This is a genomic window from Burkholderia aenigmatica (assembly GCF_048627025.1).
Taxonomy (GTDB): Bacteria; Pseudomonadota; Gammaproteobacteria; order Burkholderiales; family Burkholderiaceae; genus Burkholderia; species Burkholderia aenigmatica.
The window spans coordinates 3045484-3063588 of record NZ_CP184469.1; the positions used below are offsets into that span (position 1 = coordinate 3045484).

Genomic DNA, 18105 nt, shown 5'->3' on the forward strand with positions numbered 1-18105 from the left:
GCCTCCGTCAGATGATGCCGAGCGACTTGCCGACGCGCACGAACGCGGCGACCGTCTGGTCGATCTGCTCGGGCGTATGCGCGGCGCTCATCTGCGTACGGATGCGCGCACGGCCACGCGGCACGACGGGGAACGAGAAACCGATCACGTAGACGCCTTCGTCGAGCAGCTTGTCGGCCATGTTCGTCGCGAGCTGCGCGTCGCCGAGCATCACCGGGATGATCGGATGCGCGCCCGGCACCAGCGTGAAGCCCGCTTCGGTCATCTGCTGGCGGAACCGTGCGCCGTTTTCGCGCACGCGCTCGCGCAGCTTCGCGCCTTCGTCGCTGCCGAGCAGTTCCAGCACCTTCAGCGATGCCGCGGCGATGCTCGGCGTGAGCGTGTTCGAGAACAGGTACGGGCGCGAGCGCTGGCGCAGCAGTTCGATGACCTCGCGACGCGCGGCGACGTAGCCGCCCGATGCGCCGCCGAGCGCCTTGCCGAGCGTGCCCGTGATGATGTCGACACGACCTTCGACGCCGCAGTGCTCGGGCGTGCCGCGGCCGTGCGTGCCGATGAAGCCGACCGCGTGCGAATCGTCGACCATCACGATCGCGCCGTAGCGATCGGCGAGATCGCAGATGCCTTTCAGGTCGGCAATGATGCCGTCCATCGAGAACACGCCGTCGGTCGCGATCAGCTTGTGGCGCGCGCCCGCTGCGTCGGCTTCCTTGAGCTTCGCCTCAAGGTCGGCCAGGTCGTTGTTCTTGTAGCGGAAGCGCTTCGCCTTGCAGAGGCGAACGCCGTCGATGATGCTCGCGTGGTTCAGCTCGTCGCTGATCACCGCGTCGTTCTCGTCGAGCAGCGTCTCGAACAGCCCGCCGTTCGCGTCGAAGCAGCTCGAATAGAGGATGGTGTCCTCGGTGCCGAGAAATGCGGCCAGCGCGCTTTCCAGTTGCTTGTGCACGGTTTGCGTGCCGCAGATGAAGCGCACCGATGCCATGCCGAAGCCGTCCTGGTCGAGGCCGGCCTTCGCCGCATCGATCAGGCGCGAATCGTTCGCCAGACCCAGATAGTTGTTCGCGCAGAAATTGAGCACGCCGGCACCGCCGGCGAGCCGCACGTCTGCCGCCTGGGGACTCGCGATCTCGCGCTCGGTCTTGTAAAAACCGTCCGCGCGGATCTGGTCCAGCGTCCCGCGCACCTGGGCGAGAAAGGCATCACGCATCGCAAAGCTCCTGACAGGGTTTCGCATTCCGCAACGCGCCACTCGTGGCGGCGGCGCAACGGCCTGCTACTGTTATAGTCGGTCGTTCGGTTGACCGCATTTATCCGATATTCCGAACTAGAATTCGAAATATCGAACAACTCTAAGCGAACGGAATCCAAATGGCAAGTTCCTCCGGTTCGCGGCGCACGCCTGCCAGCGCCGCACCGCAACCGCCGGCCGCAACGCCGCCACGTGTCGGCGAGCAGATCCAGCGGCTGCGCAACGAACGCAAGCTGACGCTCGACGACCTGTCGCGCGCGGCCGGCGTATCGAAATCGATGCTCTCCGAGATCGAGCGCGACAAGGCCAACCCGACGATCGCCGTTGCGTGGCGGCTGACGAACGCGCTCGGCATCACGCTCGACGAGCTGTTCTCGCAGCCGAAGGCGCCCGAGACCATTCGCGTGGACGGCCCGCACGACATCCCGACGCTCGCCGGCCATGACGGCCGCTACCAGTTGCGCGTGTGGGGCCCGATCGACCTCGCCGGCAAGTTCGAGTGGTACGAGCTGACGCTGCCGAGCGGTGGCGCGCTGATATCGAACGCCCACGAGCCCGGCACGCGCGAGCACCTCACCGTGCTGCAGGGCGCGATGGAAATCGAAGCCGCGGCGGCCAGCCGGCGCCTGAAGGTAGGCGACACCGCGCGTTACCCGGCCGACGAGGCGCACGCGATCCGCAATCCCGGCAAGGCCGAGGCGCGGGCATTGCTGATCGTGATACATCGCTGACGGCGCGGATAGCTGGCCAAAGGGCCAATTGCAGGCCGGTTGCGGAAAACACTGTATGTTTGTACAGTATACGGACATTCCGCCATGCATGGGCCGGAGCTGGCGCACCGAGGCGCCCGCCCGGTCGACAGGAGCCTGCAATGACAGAAGAACAAGATTTGGCCGCGCTCAGCTTCAAGGCTGCCGCGCACGACCTCGAGCTGATCGTCCGGCATATCGCCGGGCGCTACATCCACCAGCGCGTCCCGCTGACGTGGCGCCTGCTGCACGCCATCGAGGCCGAAGCACTCGCCGATCTCGGCTTTGCCAGCCGGCACGAGGCCGGCATGCGTCAATTGTTCGAACGGCAGTTGGACATGACATTTCCCGAAACGGACGATCCGATCGACTTCGGGCGCTCGAATGCGCTGCCTGCCGTTTTTTCGTTCGCGGTTCTCGCGTACGAAGCAGCGGCAAAGTCGTCGCTCGACACGGCGCCGCTCGAGCGTGCGCACCGCCCGTCCAAGGCGTGGGGCGACTGACTGCCCGCCCGGGCTACCGCGCACGGTGGCCTTGTCCAGCCTCTTGCAGCCCGATGCGTTGCGGAAAGGGCTACCATATACGCAACTAACGGAATAAATCACATGTCCCTTCCCGCCTCTCCCGACACCCCAGCACGCCCGGAAGAAACGGATCTGTTCGACCGCGGCGCATCCGACTGGATCATCTCGCCCGAAGCCGCATTCGATGCATGGCTCGCCATGCAGGACTATCGCCGCTCGTCGGCCGACGTCTATCGCGCGCAATGGGGCGCGTTTCTCACATGGATGCGTGCGCACCAGAAGAATCTGGCAACCGTCGATACCGCAACCATCGCGAACTTCGTCGGCGAACTGCCGATCCGGAAAACCCAACGAATGCGCTATTTGCGGCTGATCGAGCGCGTGCTCGACCACATCCGGCGCACCGAATATGCATCGACCAACCCGGCCCGGTTCATTGCTCAGGATGGCGAAGCGAACTGGCGCAAGGCACGCGACAACGAACCGACCGGTTTCCTCACGCCAGCCGAGCGCGCGACGTTGCTCACTTACCTGTTTTCGCCGATCGGCGTATCCGGTTCCGCGTACTGGAAGGAGCGGCGCGACCGCGCGCTCGTCGCCGCATTTCTCGGTGCCGGCATCAAGACCGGCGAAGCTCGCGCACTCACGATTAGTTGCATCAATACGAGTGGAACGTCGCTGCAGATCGAGTCGACGCATCCGGATTTCGCACGCGAAACGCATCTGGCATCGTTCGCGATCGCCCTGCTCGAAGCCTGGCTCACCGAGCGCAAGCGCCAGGAAATCCCTGGCGAACTCGTGTTCCCGGCATCCCATGCCGGGCGACCGATGCACAAGGCGACGATGCTGCGCGCCATCGACGCGATCGTCGAATCCGCCGGGCTCACGTCGTCGCGCACCGCACGCGCGAGCCCGCAAACGCTGCGCAATACCTACGCGGCCGAATTGTTCGAACACGACGTGCCGCCCGAACGGGTCGGCAAATGGCTGGGCTTCATGCGGCCGATCTCGTCGAACCGCCTGCATCGCGCATGGAAGAACTGGCGCGACGGTCTGGCCGACAGCAACGGTGACGCGTCCGACCGCGACGATACTCACTGATCGCCAAACGGCTGCTCACGCGAAGCGTTCCGTGAGCAGCCTTGCGTGGCGCCGCCTCACCGTTTCACAGCTCCCGAAAAACCTCACCTCAAGCTCCCCGGATCGTCTCACCTGTGCCGTGCAGCCGATCCTGGCGTCACCTGTGCGCAAAGTGCGCGACGGCTTCGAATCGGGACGGCCATGCGCCCGAAGCGTGTTCGCACTCGGGGCAGGCCACTTCAAAACCCTCTTCACCGTGTGACAGTTCCGGCTCGCCATCGCAATGCGGGCAATGGGCCGGCACCGGCGTGTCGTGATCCAGCGAGGTGCCGATCGCGGCAAACGCCTCCGCATCCAGTTGCCCCGCATCGGCGAGGCGGCGGATCAGCGTCGCGATTTCCGGATTCATGCCGCGACTCGCACGTAGCGAACTCACCTCGCGCGTCGCCCGTTCCAGTTCATCACCTTGGCTGCGCAACTGTTCTTCCAGCCGGTCGGCGCGCGCCTTGGCTGAACTCAGTTGCTGCAGGAAATCGAATTCCTTGCGCTGAACGTCGCGCAAACCGCTCTGATAGGTCGACGCCATGCTGCGCAACGAATCCAGCTCGACCAGCATCGGCTTGACGCGGCGTTCGGCTTCGGCCACCGCGTCCTTGATTTGCTGCGCGTAGTGCTCGGTGCGCTGCTGCAGTTCGGCTTGCAGCGCATCGATACGGTCGCGCAGCGTGGCGTTCTGCGCCTGCTCGGCTTCGACACGGCCGGCGGCGGCAGCCAGTTCCTTCTCAAGTCGAGCGACTGTGGTGAGCAACGTCGCTTCGCTGGCCGAACCGTGCGTCGTTTGCGACGCGAGCTGGACCTCGAGTTCGGTCACGCGAGCCTGCAATTGCTCGTTTTTCGCTTCGCCCCGCGCGAGTGCGCCCTCGAGCGTCTCCTGGCGGACGGTTGCGTCACGCAACCGCTGTTCGGCGTCGGCAACGCCGGCGCGAACCTGCTCGCGATCGCCATCGAGACTGTCCCGCGCCGCTTTCAACGCTTCTTCATACAGTGCGCCGAGCAACGCACCGGCCTTTTCCTCGACGGCCTTCGGGATCGCGGCACCGTCGAGCCTGACTTTGGACGCGGAACGGATGCGTTCCCAGAAATGGTCGATGTCTTTCGGGATATCGCTGGCACTGCCGGTTTGGGTGAGATCGCGGACGTTGGCAGCCGATGGCCGGATGCCGAGATCGAAGAACAGCCGCTTGCACGCATGCAGCGACAATTCCTGCCGTCGCGCACCGCTCGCGCGCAGCGATTCCAGTTCGTCCCGAATGGCTTGACGTATTTCGTCCAGGGTCATCGCTGTGCTCACAGACATTGAAGTGTGGCAATCATAACGAAATACGTATTTATTGATACTTGTTTCGGCTCGACGTTGTGAATTTACGTCGTATCGCACAGAAATCGGGTCTGTGAGCCAATCCGGACGACTGTGGTCCAGGATTCCGTGAAACAAAGCGAAGAAAGTCAGCCAAGTCCTTGTCGCACAAGCATTTTCCCGCAGACCCCGAATTTCGGCATTTGTTTCACATGATCACGGATCCGATTGCCTGTGGGGGTTCAGGGGTTGGGGTGTCTGTGGAAAACTCGTCAGCCGATGTCTTGAGAGTATTAGAAGTAAACACCCTTGAACCCTTAGTTAAAAACGTTAACGCCACGGCACAGCCTTATGCTTCAAGGCTTTCCGGCCGACAAGGTGAAGTTTTACGGGAGCCAAGGTGATCTTCTGCGGGAGCTGACGTGATGGGGTTCAGGGACCAGCGTGAGCCGTTGCAGGAAAGGTCGTGAGCGGATTCGGGATCACAGTGAAACACAAGATTTCCCAAAGGTGAGGCTTTTCGGGGCCTCACAGCCACAGAACCCGCGCTGTGCCTGACTGCACAGTTTTCTGCCTGTGCAGACATAGGTGAGAATTTGCAGGACCTTCTTCGCGCCCCGATTCTGACCATCTTTTAGGCAGTTTTTGTGAAAGGTGAGGTTTCACGGGACTCCAGGGCAGTTTGGTGTGAGGATTTCCGGGAAACGAACGCCATTTTGCACAGCAAAAGCACGTTTGGGGGCCTGTGATGCCCTAAAGGTGAGGTTTTTCGGGAGGGAAATCCGGGTTTTCCTGCCCGGATCCCGTTGAGGTGAGATTTTTCGGGGCCTGGATCACAGGCTGGGATTCGGGCCACAGGTGAGTCTCTCCGGGAATGGAATTTGCCCGAAAAATGGTCAAAGGTGAGGCTTTTCGGGATCCATGAGCTGCCGAATTCGCCGAAAAGCCCGCCAGGACTGGAAGAAATCTCGTTTTTGCTGTGCCTCTTTTTGGCACAGGTGAGATTTTTCGGGGGCTGACACAGCGTTGTCGTATGAAGGATTTCCGTCGAAAGGTGAGGCTTTTCGGGGGATGTCGGTGGCGCACAGCTAAATGCCTTCTGTGCATAAGTATCGGATCGCATTGGGTTTTTTGATACTGCGACGGTTACGGTGAGGTTTTTCGGGAGCCATTCCGTTGCCTGTGAAGGCACAGCGATTTTTCCGGACGGTGAGCTTTTTCGGGAGGCTCTGATAGCGAATCCCGTGCGTGTCGGGCATTCGTCGACAACGAGACGAATGAACACACTGTGCTCGAGGTGAGTATTTTCGGGACCTGACACGGTTTGTGCGCTGTACAATGCGCGCCCGGGCCGGCAAAGCAGGCCCGATCAGGGTGCGCGGGCCGGTTTCACAGGCGTCTTCCGGGATGCCGAGCCCGATCGCGATCTCCCGATGAGTCGCGCCTGTACATGCATACAGCCCGATGCGGGTCGATCGGGAGCCGCGGGGAGGTGGGATCGCAACCCTGTGCCGAACGCACAGCTGCGCAGTCGTAAAATTACGACAAATCGAAAGGTGAGCCGATACGGGAGCACATTCCGCACGTATCGTGCACAGGTGAAATTCTGTGAATCGGCGCATCCCGCAGCACGTCTGGACGAGTCCGGAACGCTGCAAATCCGGAGCGGTGAGGGTTTTCGGGAGCGCCTGGGGTGAGTGCCGTTTTGCACGCGCACTTCACCCGCTATGGTGAGCATGTCGTTCTGGACGCACTTCACCGCAGGCGCTATCCTTCCGGAAAACTTCTCCTCCGACCCGACGTATGGCCACGACGAAGCGCGCCAAGAAAACCGATGTGGATGTGGTGAGTGCCAGTTCAGCCGAATTGCGGAAGGCCGTCGAGGCGATCGCAATTCAGCCGAAGAGCGGCAAGATCACGCTCCTCACTCGCAAGCTGTTCAATGTCCTGCTGGCCGTGGCGCAGCAGGCCGACGACTCGGGCGATACGTATCGCGCGCTGCTGTCGGACATCGTCGCCAACTCCGCTTTCGATTCGAACGATACCGCGCTGGTGAAGGAACACCTGCGCCGCATGGTGTCGGTGCAGGTCGAATGGAGCACGGGGACGTCGAGCCAGAAGCCGGGCCGCAAGTGGGGGATCTCGACGCTGATCGCCGATGCGGAAATTCTCGAGGATCCGGCGACCCGCCGCGTGTGGGTCGAATTCTCGTTCGCACCGAAGATCAAGAAGAAGCTCCTCGACCCGGTCCAGTATGCACGCCTGAGCCTGCAGTTCCAGAGCCAGCTGCGCAGCAGCGCCGGCCTCGCGCTGTACGAAATCTGCGTGCGCTACCTGACGAACCCGAGCCACCTGACGATGCGCGAGCCGTGGGAATGGTGGCGGCCGATCCTGTCGGGTACGCCCGACACGGAAGCCGGCGACGAGGCGAAGCGCGAGTACAAGTACTTCAAGCGCGACTATCTGCGTCCCGCGATCGCGGAAGTCAACGCGGTCACCAACATCTTCGTCGAGCTGATCGAGCACCGCGAAGGGCGCCGGGTGGCGGAGATCCAGTTCCGCGTGACCGAACGCAAGCAGCCGATGCTCGCACTCGACGAACACCCGAACGTATTCGACAGCACGCTGGTCGACCGGATGGTGAAGCTCGGGATCCCGCTGAAGGAAGCGCAGACGCTCTATGCGGACAGCGAAGAGAATCGCATTCGTGCCGCGCTGCAGATGACCGAGCAGCGGATGCGCAGCACGACGCTGCCGCCGGTGCGCAGCGCGCCGGCATTGTTCAAGGATGCGTTGAAGAAGGGTTATGCGCCGCCGGTCGAGTCGGTCGACGCGCTGCCTGCCGGCACGCCGTCTGCGAAGGTGGCAGCGGCCCAGCCGGACGATCTGAAGGCACGCCTGCTGAGCGAGTTCGCGGCGTTCCGCCGCAAGGAAGCGAAGGTACTGTACGAAGAGCAGGGCGACGCCGAGCGCGAAGTGGCGCGCGAGTCGTTCGAGTCGGAGGTGCTGCCGACGATGGGCACGCATCTGCGCGATGACTGGCGCAAGCGCGGCCTCGATTCCAAGCTGGCCGAGACGGCCTTTTTCGACTGGCTGGCCCAGAAGACCTGGGGCGAGCCGACGGACGGCGATCTGCTGTCGTTCACGCTGAACCAGTCGCGGGCCGCCTGAGGCCCGCTCAGGCCCGCTGACGGGCCGCCGCCGGCCCCGCCCTCAGTTGCGGGGCCCGGCGTCCTCACCAGGCCCTGCCGGCCGTTTCCGTCACTCCGACAACAGCATCCGCTCGAGCTGCTCGAGGATCGCGTCGCGCTTGTCCTTCGGGAGACCGCGCAGGCGCAATTCGATGCGATCTTCGCCATACGACTTCAGGTCGCCGACCGCCTTGCCGCCGAGCTTGATCTCGAGACGCTGCGCATAGCGTTGACGGCCCGCAGCCTTCGGCGTTTCCTGTGCCGCGACGCGGCCCTTGACGATGTCCGACACCTGGCGCGTGCTGAGATCGTCCGACACGATCTTGTTGATCAGCCGCAGCGTGGCCTCGGTGCCGCGCGCGTTGTGATAGCGGCCGACCTGATACGCCATGTTCGAGCCGAAGCGATCAGGGCGCGCGACCATTTCCTGCATGATCGCTTCCGGCAGCTTGCCGATCGACAGCGCGACGGCCACCGTCGACTCGTCGAGGCCGAGGTGCTCGGAGAGTTCCTTCTGGCTCTGGAAATGCTTGTCGTCGAGGAAGCGGCGCCACACGACGGCGTTGTCGAACACCGTCTGCGAATCGCGCTGGACGTTGAGATCGTAGCCGAGCTTGTAGCTCTGGATGCCGATCGGCACGTCGATCACGATCGCCTTGACCGATTCCTTGTTCGCTTCCTTCAGTGCCCGCACGCGGCGGCCGCCATCGCTGACGAAGTACGTGCCCGGGTTGTCGTAATCCGGAATCACGTGGATCGCCTGCTGCTGCCCTTGCTTCGCGAGGTTGACCGCGAGTTCGGCAATCGACGATTTCAGATAGAAGTGCCGCGGATTGAACGGGCTATGCTTGATCGCCTTCAGCGACAGCTCGATCACCTGCCCCGGCGCATAGCGGTTCTCGAGGCGCCACGCGCGATATTGCGCCGTTTCATCGATCGACGGATCGAGCGTGAGCTCGGGCGCGGGCGGCGGCGCGATGTCTTTCTTCGCGGATTTGGTCGGCGCCGGGGTGGGCGCCTCGGACTTGACGATGCCGTCGATCGCATTGAGTCGATCGAGCGCCGTGCGCTTCTCGCTCGTCGTGATATCCGGGCGCGCTTGGAATCCTTTGGCAAATTGGGAGGGTTTCATGTGACTCCTTTGTGCGCATAAAGTCAGGGCAGCATGGCGACGATTTCGTCGGCGCATGCGCGAATTTCTGCGGCGGCCAGCTTGCCGCCGCGATCGTTCATCTGCAGCACGGTCTGACCGAGCGCCATCGCCTGTTTGTACGCTTCCCGGGTCGGGATCTGCGTCTTCAGCAACGGGAAGCCGAGTTCCTCGAGCGCGCGCTTGAGCTCGCGGGTCAACATGCGCTTCTCTTCGGTCTTGTTCAGCAGGAAGACGGCGCGGAGGTCTTCGTTCATGACCTGCGCCTGCTGGATCAGTTTGACCAGCCCGACACTCGACCAGTAGTCGGCCGGCGACGACGACGTCGGAATCACGGCAATCGATGCGGCGAGCAGGACGACGCCCGATACTTTCTCGGTGATCGACGGCGGGCAGTCCACGACGATGATGTCGTAGTCGTTGATGAACTTCTTGATCTCGCGATGGATCTGGCCATCGGCTTCGGCCAGGTTGACGACCGGAAACGGAATGCCGGTTTCGCTGTCGCCGGATGCGCTCGACCAGTGAACCAGGGTGTTTTGACGGTCTGCGTCGATGACGAGGATGCGCTTCCCTTTTTCATGGAACGCGGCACCGAGGTGCATGGCAATCGTGCTTTTGCCGACGCCACCTTTCTGTTGAGTGACTGCAATGATTTCCGCGGCCAATTTTCACTCCTATTTTGGTCGTTGGAATTCTACAGGACGATATTTGAATTTCAATGAAATTGTCGTTCGACAACTACGCGTTGGCCATTCGGACTATCGGTTTATGCGCATAAACGTACCGGCGATGACCGGTGGCTCGATGGGATGGTGTGGCGGACACGTGAAACGTCGATGGGTGGCTCGGGGACGTCATCACGTATGGCGTCGTCGGGGTGAGTAGCGAGTTGCCGCAGGCTTGCGGCGCACTGCCCTTTCGTTCGATAGGGCAGTCTTGCCTGAGAGGCGGGAAGTTTGTGCGCATAAACTCCCGGGAACCGAGCCCGTCGATCGTGCCGTGCGACTGGAAAGCCGGCGTTTCAGAGAGTGAGTGGTGAGCGGTGTGCCCCGCCGGGGACGCAGCGTCGAGGTGTGCCACTGAACCCGCGTACGTCGGCACGGTGCACTGTCCGGGCGCTACGTTTATGCGCATAAACCGTGAGCGAAAGGATCACATCTCGACCGCGCCGGAATCCCGTGCGCGGCGAGATCCCCTGCGAGGGAGCACACCGACGCAGGGCAGCACATCGACACAGGCAGCACACCGACACAGGCAGCACATCGACACAGGCAGCACATCGACACAGGCAGCACATCGACACAGGCAGCACATCGACACAGGCAGCACATCGACACAGGCAGCACATCGACACAGGCAGCACATCGACACAGGCAGCACATCGACACAGGCAGCACACCGACACAGGCAGCACACCGACACAGGCAGCACACCGACACAGGCAGCACACCGACACAGGCAGCACACCGACACAGGCAGCACACCGACACAGGCAGCACACCGACCCGCCGAAATGTCCGCACACATCGCACCGTGAACAGCGAGCTACCTCACCCTGCAATCACACGCTTTATGCGCATAAACCAACCGACCTACGACACCCCCCGCCAGCATCCTTTACGGTCCGAAACACCCATCGTATTGATCTGGCGTGCGGGCATTTATTCACCGCCTCGCGATAGCGTCCCACCCACCTTTATGCGCATAAACCCATTGATTCATTGACGCGCATCCCGAACAGCACTCCCCTCTCACGGTTCATCGCTCCGTTTTATCCACCTGCCTCTACGAAGCAGCGAATCCAGGCCTGATCCCGCGCCGACTGCCCCCGCCAGGCCCCCGATGCAGACTGGCTACAATACAGGGCTCTCCCCTCCTGGCCTGAATGATGATCACGATCTACCACAACCCCCGATGCTCGAAGTCGCGCGAGACGCTTGCGTTGGTCGAGTCGCTGAATACCACCGGTGCGCCGTTGAAAGTCGTCGAGTACCTGAAGACACCGCCGACGGTCGAGGAACTGGAAGCGCTGCATCGGCAGCTTGGCCGCCCGGTTCGCGACATGCTGCGTGACGGTGAGGCGCCGTACAAGGAGCTGAATCTCGCCCGCGCCGATCTGACCGATGTGGAAGCCTATGCGGCGATTGCCGCTCATCCGATTCTGCTGCAGCGGCCCATCGTCGTTTATCGCGGCAAGGCCGCCATCGGCCGGCCGCCCGAATCCGTGCAGGCGCTGTTCGAATAATTCTTGCCCGCCGTATTTTTCTGATTGCGTCAGCCCGGCGCAAGCACTCACACAAGCATCGGCAATCGAAGCCAGCCCGATCGCCTGGCAGCACGCCACCGCCGCCCTGACGATCGGCAGTCACGCGATCCAGGCTTAGCTTTCCCCGGACGACGCACCGTCATCATCCGGGGAAGGCCCCCGCCCCGCCGCTGCTTTCGCGGCTGTCCGCAACAGCGCGATCTGCCCGCGATAGGCCCTGCAGCCGCTGCAGGTCGGCAGGTGTACGCGCACCTGCAGCCGCTCATGCAGGGTCAGATGGCGGTCGAGCGCATCCGACAGCAGTCGCGTCACGTCAGTACATTTCCCCGGCAGCATCTTCGGTCGTCAGTCCTTGTTCGCTCAGGCAGGTTCGCAGGCGCGTGCGCGCCCGATACAGCAGCACGCTGCAATGATTCGTCGTCAGCGTCAATTCGCTGCAGATGTCCATAATCTCGACGTCGAGGAATTCGCGCATCATGAATACGCGCCCGATCTGCTCCGGCAGGTGATCGAGGCACGCCTCGAACAGCGCCCAGAACTGCTGCTGCTGCAACAGCGTTTCGGGGCGAGGCCACGGCCGCGGCTTCGCGTGCGCGGCCCAGTGCCCGTTTTCCTTGAACAGCTCGCGATCGAGCACGGATTCGCCGTCGAGCTCGGCATCGAGCGCGGACAGGCTCACCGTTCGCTGCCGCGCGCGCAGCACGTCGATCAGCTTGTTGCGCAGGATGCCGAACACCCAGGTCTTGTGAGCCGACAGCCCCGCGAAATCGCCCGCATGCGACCACGCGGCGGCGAGCGCTTCCTGCACGGCATCTTCGGCCGCGTCGGCATCGCGGAGCTGGAGTCGCGCGAAACGCAGCAGGTCGCGCCGCAGCTGCGCGAGATAGGCGGGGTCGTCGTAGGCGGACGGCATGTCTGGTTGCGTGTCTCGAGGCAAGGGCACTTGCGCCGCCCGGCAGGCGCGTCGCGGTGCGAGCAGCTTACTGGGCGCCGTGCCGGGCTGCAATGCATGTTCCGTCGCGAATTCACGAAATCGGCCGGCGCGCTGCGCTATGCTTGCCGAACCCTGCGTCGCGTGTCGGCGGCGACCCGCGGCGGGCAATCTGTAACGTCAGAACATAACGGCCAAGTTATCCACAATTTCTGTGGAAAACCTTGTGGAAAGTCGGCCGGACGGCCCCGTGGGACGGTTCGCGGGCTGGCTTGCCTATAAACAGACCTTTGTCGCTCGTTCGGAAGCAATCGATCCGATTCCTCACTCACCGGAAGGAGAATGCCATGTCCTATCGCATTGCTGTGGTTGTCGGCAGCCTGCGTCGTGCTTCGTGGAACCGCGCGCTCGCGCACGCCGTGATCTCGCTCGCCCCCGCCGATTTTTCGTTCGAGTTCGTCGAGATCGGCGAGCTGCCGCTGTACAGCCAGGACTATGACTCGGATTTCCCGGAAGTCGCGAAGCGCTTCAAGCAGTCGATCGAAGCCGCCGACGCGCTGCTGTTCTTCACGCCCGAGTACAACCGGTCGATTCCGGGCGTGCTGAAGAATGCAATCGACTGGGGTTCGCGCCCGTGGGGTTCCAACTCGTGGTCGGGCAAGCCGGGCGCAGTGCTCGGCACGTCGCCGGGCGCGACGGGCACCGCCCTCGCGCAGCAGCACCTGCGCAATGTGCTCGCGTACCTCGACGTGAAGACGCTCGGTCAGCCCGAGATGTTCATCAAGCACGATCCGGCGCGCATCGACGATCAGGGTCAGATTCTCAGCGAAGACACCCGCAAGTTCCTGCAGGGCTTCGTCGATCGCTACACGGGCTGGGTGCGCCTGCTGAAGTCGGCCTGAGCGTCGCCCCGTTCATGCCGCCGGCGCCGGCCCGCACGCAGCGGGTCACGTGCCGGCGTGCCGCGCGTCGCGCGCTTCGCGGATGCCCAGCAGGATCTCGTCGAGCAGCGCGATGTCGAACGGCTTCGACAGCACGCGGACGTTGACGGTGCGCGTGCGGTCGAGCTCCTCCGCGTAGCCCGTGACCAGAATCACGGGTAGTTTTTCCGGCCGCTTGTCGACTGCTTCGGCGAGGTCGATGCCGTTCAGGCTGCCCGGCATGTGGATATCCGAAATCACGAGGTCGAACGCGTCGTTCGCGGCTGCGCCCTCGATCAGGCGCAATGCGTCGTCGGCGGTGGGCGCGTAGGTCACGCGGTGCCCGAGCAGCGACAGCAGCGCTTCGGTGCCGGCCGCGACTTCGCTGTTGTCCTCGACGAGCAGCACATGCAGGCCGGCGAGCGCGCCTGCCCCCGCGTCGTGCGCGATCGCCGGCGGACGCGCGACGACATCCTCGGCGCGTGCGCGCGGCAGGTAGAGGCGCACCGAGGTGCCGGCGCCGACCGCGCTGTCGATCGTCGCGAGGCCGCCCGAGCGTTCGCAGAACGCGAACACCTGCGGCAGGCCGAGCCCCGTCCCCATCCCCTGCGCCTTCGTGGTGAACAGCGGTTCGAACGCGCGCGCGAGCACGTCGGGCGCCATGCCGGACCCCGTATCGTCGAGCGCGATCTGCACGAAATCGCCGGTCAGCGGAAAGCCATCCTCGCGACGCAGCGTCACGTTGCGCGCGCCGACCGTGAAGCGGCCGCCGGCCGCCATCGCGTCGCGGGCGTTGACCGCGAGGTTGATCACCGCGAGTTCGAGCTCCGCGACGTCGACGCGAATCGGCCAGACGCCGGGCTCGATCGCAACGACCAGCGACGATTTCGAACCGAGCGACGTCTTCAGCAGTTCGCGGCACGTGCCGACCCATTGCCCGACGTCGATCGTCTCGTTGTGCAGCGGCTGCTTGCGCGCGACGCCGAGGAGCTGGCGCGTGAGCGACTGCCCGTTTTTCAGCGCGCGTTCGATCGCGCCGAGTTCCTTGTCGAGATGCTGGACGCCGCGCCGCCGCACGATCTGCACGTTGCTCGAAATGATCATCAGCAGGTTGTTGAAGTCGTGCGCGACACTGCCGACGAGGTTGCCGAGCGCCTGCATCTTGCGCGACTGCCGGTACGCCGATTCGATCGAGCGTCGCATCGACGCTTCGGCCTGCCAGCGGTCCCACGCCTCCTCTTCCGCCTTCAGCCGCTTGAGCGACAGCCAGATCACCGACCACAGCGCGATCGACGGCGCGAACATCGAGATGAACAGCACGCTCAGGTGTTCGTACCATTCACGCCAGATCGCCGACGTGCGGTACGCGCACGTCACGTAGACGGGATAGCTGCCGACCTGGCGATACGCGACGATCTCGCTGCTCGCGCCGTCGTGGCGCACGCGCACGACGCCGGCGCGCGGATCGTTGCGCGCGTCGCCGAACGTGACGGCGCGATCGGTGTGCGCGAGTGCGGGCGGCGGCGGATACGACGCGATCACCGCGCCGTCCGAGCGTGCGAGCGCCATCGTCATCGGCGTGCTGGCGCCGCCGAGCAGGTCGCGGTAGAACGCGTTGAAATACGACGACTTCAGCGCGATCGACACCATCCCGGCGAACGAGCCGTCGCTATGGCGTCGCGCGACGCCCGTGTTGAACACGGGAATGTTCTCGAGCTTGAGCGGCCCCATCATCAGCCGCGAGATGTGTTCGATCACCTTGCCGTCGCGGATGCCGGCGAAGTCGTCGCGGTTCGCGATCGACGCATAGGGCGCCGGATAGTAGAGGCTGTTCGCGAGCAGCATCCCGCTCGCGCCGAAGATCGATACGGCGGCCACCTGCGGATAGCCGCCGCCGATCGTGTTCAGCGCTTCGTGGATGTCGGACTCCCGGTTGCGCACGGTCGCGTCGTCCATGTCCTGCACGAGATCGACGATGCGCGCGTCGAGCGTTTCGCTCAGGTCGAACACCTTGAGCGCGTGCTCCTCGGCCACGCGCACGGTGCGCATCGTCACGTCGCTCGCGGCGGCCTCGCGCGTCTTCAGGTCGCTGTACGCCATCACCACGACGTAGATGCAGGGCAGCACGATCGCCGCGACGAGCAGCACGATCAACGTCACGCGGCGCACCGCGAAATCGTGCTCGGGCGCACCGGCCGCATAGTTGCCGTCGTCCTGCCAGTCGTCGGCGGGTGGGGAGGCGGGAGCGTGGGAGTCGGCGGGCCGGTCGGACGTCATCGAAGAAGCGGGTGAGGCGGAGGTGCCTGCCATCATAAACGAGTTGCGATGGCCCGCTGCACGGCCCCGGACGCCAGTAACCCTGTCGATTCCGACAGGGGGAAATTGTCAGATTGAAAACGCGACGAATCCGGCAGCGCAAACGTACACAAGGAAAAATTTTGCGTGCTTATCTCGAAAATGGTCGCGGCTGTTTTCGGAATGGCGTGCGTTTGGATCGATTCTGTTCGAAATGGTGAATATGGCGAGTTGCATCGCCTCTGGTTTACTCAGAGAATCGCGCCTTGCTTTCCCTATGACAGATATATGCGCCCGCGCGCGGCCGCCAGGCGGTTGCCCGTGCCCGAACGCATGGCGCCTCAAGAAATGCGCCGCGCGGTCGTTAACGCGAGAGAGACCACTCCGTATACCGCATCGCCCCATGTCTTTGCCGATTGTAATTGCCGACGATTCGCTGCTCGCTCGCAAACTTCTGACAAAGGCGCTGCCGGGAGGCTGGGACGTCGATGTCGCGTATGCCGCGAATGGTCGAGAGGCCCTGGCGCTCTATCGTGACGGCAAAGCTTCCGTAATGTTTCTGGACCTGACGATGCCCGACATGAGCGGCTATCAGGTCCTGGAGACACTGCGCCACGAAGATCTGAACACGTTCGTGATCGTGGTATCCGCCGATATCCAGCCGCAGGCGCAAGCACGCGTGCGCGAATTGGGCGCGATCGCATTCGTTGCCAAGCCCGTGACGTCGGAGGCGTTGCTGCCCATTCTCAAGGAGTATGGGTTGTATGCCTGACTCGGTGTTCACGGCGGAGCAACGCGACGCGTTGCAGGAGATCGCCAATCTTGCAATGGGCCGCGCCGCCGCGCGGCTCGCGTTGCTGCTCGGGCACTTCATCGAGCTGTCGGTGCCGCGCGTGCGGGTCGTGAAAGCGGCCGACGCGGGCGATGCGCTGCGCGAGATGACGGGCATCCACGACAACGTGACCGCCGTGCGCCAGGGCTTCCGTTCCGACATCAAGGGCGAGGCGATCGTGCTGTGCCGCACCGCGGGCATCGCGCGGCTGATGTCGGTTGTCGACCGCACGTTCGGTGACGGCGTGTACGGCGGGATGGCGACGCCCGACGAAGTCGTGTTCGACGTCGCGAACGTGCTGATGGGCGCGTGCGTCGCGTCGATCCTCGACGAGCTCGGCCGCAAGCCCGTGTTCTTTCCGCCGGGGCTGCTCGGCGCGAACGTGTCGTTCGACGACGTATTTCAGCCGACCGAACTGGCCTGGAGTGTCGCATTGCTGCTCGAGGTGAACTTCGGGCTCGAGGACCACGCGTTCCGGGCCCACTTCGTGATGCTGATGGCCGAGGATTCGATCCGGCTGATGGGCGACGCGCTCGACGCGTTGCTGTCCGCGCTATGACGGCCGCTACTCCGTCGCTGAGCGACCTCGTGATCGAGCGGGTCGGCTTCGGCCTGTTCGTGCTCGATCGCGCGATGACCGTCCTGATGTGGAATCGCTTCATGCAGGACCACAGCGGCATCCCGGCCGCCGACGTGATCGGCCGCAACCTGTTCGACTGCTTTCCCGACCTGCCGCGCGCATGGCTGTCGCGCAAGCTCGAGAGCGTGTTCCAGCTCGGCAGCTTCGCGTTCAGCTCGTGGGAGCAGCGGCCCTACCTGTTCCGCTTCGAGCACGACCGGCCGATCACGGGCGGCGTCGACTACATGCAGCAGGACTGCACGTTCATGCCGCTCACGCGCGGCCGCGATGTCGAAGCCGTGTGCGTGACGATCTCGGACGTCACGCATGTGAGCGTGATGCAGCGCGAGCGCGAGGAAGCGGTCGCGAAGCTGCGCGAACACGCGAATCGCGACGGCCTGACCGGCATCGCGAACCGGCGTTTCTTCGAGGCGCGGCTCGGCGACGAATTCGCGCGCTGGCAGCGCTACGGTGGCGACATGTCGGTGCTGCTGTTCGACCTCGACCACTTCAAGACGATCAACGACCGGTTCGGGCATGCGGCCGGCGACGCCGTGTTGCGCGAGACGGCGCGGCGCGTCGCGTCGATCGTGCGGTCGCAGGATACGTTCGGCCGCTTCGGCGGCGAGGAATTTGCGCTGCTGCTGCCATGCACGAATCTCGACGAGGCGATGCTCGTCGCCGACAAGGTGCGCGATGCGATCGGCAGCATGCCGGTCGATGCCGAGGGCGTCAGCGTGCCGGTGACGGCGAGCGTCGGCGGCGCGTGTGCGAAGACCGGCGCGCCGACCAGTGACGTGCTCGTCAACGAGGCCGACGCCGCGCTCTATCGCGCGAAGCGGCTCGGGCGCGACCGTTCGGTCGCCTACGCATAGGCGCACCCGGGATCGCGCCTGCCCCGCCCCGCTGCGCGCGGAGCGGATGCGGGCGGCGCGTGCC

General features: G+C 63.9%; 16 protein-coding genes. 9 read left to right on the plus strand and 7 right to left on the minus strand.

Annotation, left to right across the window (positions count from 1 at the left end; translation table 11 throughout):
- Positions 1-7 precede the first annotated feature (7 nt).
- Positions 8-1207, minus strand: coding sequence for a glycine C-acetyltransferase (locus tag ACN8ZM_RS30775; RefSeq protein ID WP_043186231.1), 1200 nt, complete (start codon positions 1205-1207; stop codon positions 8-10).
- Positions 1208-1368: 161 nt separating this feature from the next.
- Between ACN8ZM_RS30775 and ACN8ZM_RS30780 the strand changes: the two genes are divergently transcribed.
- The 3 genes from ACN8ZM_RS30780 (at position 1369) to ACN8ZM_RS30790 (ending at position 3623) form a co-directional block, all read left to right on the plus strand.
- Positions 1369-1980 (plus strand): helix-turn-helix domain-containing protein, encoded by a 612-nt coding sequence (locus ACN8ZM_RS30780; RefSeq protein ID WP_205821117.1) that lies wholly within the window; start codon positions 1369-1371, stop codon positions 1978-1980.
- Positions 1981-2120: 140 nt separating this feature from the next.
- The gene (locus ACN8ZM_RS30785) at positions 2121-2501 is read left to right on the plus strand and encodes a DUF2471 family protein (RefSeq protein ID WP_420211677.1); all 381 of its coding nucleotides are present in this window, start codon (positions 2121-2123) and stop codon (positions 2499-2501) included.
- Positions 2502-2603: 102 nt separating this feature from the next.
- Positions 2604-3623, plus strand: a complete 1020-nt coding sequence (locus ACN8ZM_RS30790; protein WP_089451539.1) for a tyrosine-type recombinase/integrase — start codon at positions 2604-2606, stop codon at positions 3621-3623.
- Between the two features lie 136 nt (positions 3624-3759).
- Here the strand turns inward: ACN8ZM_RS30790 and ACN8ZM_RS30795 are convergent, their stop codons facing one another.
- The gene (locus ACN8ZM_RS30795) at positions 3760-4941 is read right to left on the minus strand and encodes a DNA-binding protein (protein ID WP_043186242.1); all 1182 of its coding nucleotides are present in this window, start codon (positions 4939-4941) and stop codon (positions 3760-3762) included.
- Positions 4942-6762: 1821 nt separating this feature from the next.
- Between ACN8ZM_RS30795 and ACN8ZM_RS30800 the strand changes: the two genes are divergently transcribed.
- Positions 6763-8130 carry a replication initiation protein gene (locus tag ACN8ZM_RS30800; RefSeq protein WP_043186245.1) on the plus strand — a complete coding sequence of 456 codons (1368 nt, stop codon included), beginning with the start codon at positions 6763-6765 and terminating at the stop codon, positions 8128-8130.
- A gap of 90 nt (positions 8131-8220) precedes the next feature.
- On the opposite strand, the gene ACN8ZM_RS30805 is transcribed toward ACN8ZM_RS30800, so the two are convergent.
- Both ACN8ZM_RS30805 and parA read right to left on the minus strand, forming a co-directional pair.
- Positions 8221-9282 carry a ParB/RepB/Spo0J family partition protein gene (locus ACN8ZM_RS30805; RefSeq protein ID WP_043186247.1) on the minus strand — a complete coding sequence of 354 codons (1062 nt, stop codon included), beginning with the start codon at positions 9280-9282 and terminating at the stop codon, positions 8221-8223.
- 23 nt (positions 9283-9305) lie between these two features.
- Positions 9306-9968, minus strand: coding sequence for a ParA family partition ATPase (parA, locus tag ACN8ZM_RS30810; RefSeq protein ID WP_043186252.1), 663 nt, complete (start codon positions 9966-9968; stop codon positions 9306-9308).
- A 1220-nt stretch (positions 9969-11188) separates the two neighbouring features.
- On the opposite strand from parA, the gene arsC reads away from it, so the two are divergent.
- The gene (gene arsC, locus ACN8ZM_RS30815) at positions 11189-11548 is read left to right on the plus strand and encodes an arsenate reductase (glutaredoxin) (protein ID WP_043186256.1); all 360 of its coding nucleotides are present in this window, start codon (positions 11189-11191) and stop codon (positions 11546-11548) included.
- A 135-nt stretch (positions 11549-11683) separates the two neighbouring features.
- Here arsC and ACN8ZM_RS30820 read toward each other — a convergent pair whose 3' ends face one another.
- Entirely contained in the window at positions 11684-11905 is a 222-nt protein-coding gene (locus ACN8ZM_RS30820; RefSeq protein ID WP_043186259.1) for a zf-HC2 domain-containing protein, read from the minus strand.
- A complete protein-coding gene (locus tag ACN8ZM_RS30825; RefSeq protein ID WP_043186262.1) occupies positions 11883-12482 on the minus strand; it encodes an RNA polymerase factor sigma-70 in 600 nt (199 codons plus the stop codon). The genes ACN8ZM_RS30820 and ACN8ZM_RS30825 overlap by 23 nt, the downstream gene beginning before the upstream one ends.
- 365 nt (positions 12483-12847) lie before the next feature.
- Between ACN8ZM_RS30825 and ACN8ZM_RS30830 the strand changes: the two genes are divergently transcribed.
- Positions 12848-13402 carry an NADPH-dependent FMN reductase gene (locus tag ACN8ZM_RS30830; protein WP_043186265.1) on the plus strand — a complete coding sequence of 185 codons (555 nt, stop codon included), beginning with the start codon at positions 12848-12850 and terminating at the stop codon, positions 13400-13402.
- A gap of 45 nt (positions 13403-13447) precedes the next feature.
- Here the strand turns inward: ACN8ZM_RS30830 and ACN8ZM_RS30835 are convergent, their stop codons facing one another.
- Complete coding sequence (locus ACN8ZM_RS30835) at positions 13448-15697, minus strand: hybrid sensor histidine kinase/response regulator (protein ID WP_043186267.1); 2250 nt, start codon at positions 15695-15697, stop codon at positions 13448-13450.
- A 421-nt stretch (positions 15698-16118) separates the two neighbouring features.
- On the opposite strand from ACN8ZM_RS30835, the gene ACN8ZM_RS30840 reads away from it, so the two are divergent.
- From ACN8ZM_RS30840 to ACN8ZM_RS30850, 3 genes are read left to right on the plus strand one after another with little or no spacing between them, the layout of a single operon-like run.
- Positions 16119-16487 (plus strand): response regulator, encoded by a 369-nt coding sequence (locus ACN8ZM_RS30840; RefSeq protein WP_043186270.1) that lies wholly within the window; start codon positions 16119-16121, stop codon positions 16485-16487.
- Positions 16480-17106, plus strand: coding sequence for a chemotaxis protein CheC (locus ACN8ZM_RS30845; protein WP_043186272.1), 627 nt, complete (start codon positions 16480-16482; stop codon positions 17104-17106). Before ACN8ZM_RS30840 ends, ACN8ZM_RS30845 begins: the two co-directional genes overlap by 8 nt.
- A complete protein-coding gene (locus ACN8ZM_RS30850) occupies positions 17103-18041 on the plus strand; it encodes a GGDEF domain-containing protein (protein ID WP_043186275.1) in 939 nt (312 codons plus the stop codon). The genes ACN8ZM_RS30845 and ACN8ZM_RS30850 overlap by 4 nt, the downstream gene beginning before the upstream one ends.
- The last annotated feature ends 64 nt before the right edge of the window (positions 18042-18105 follow it).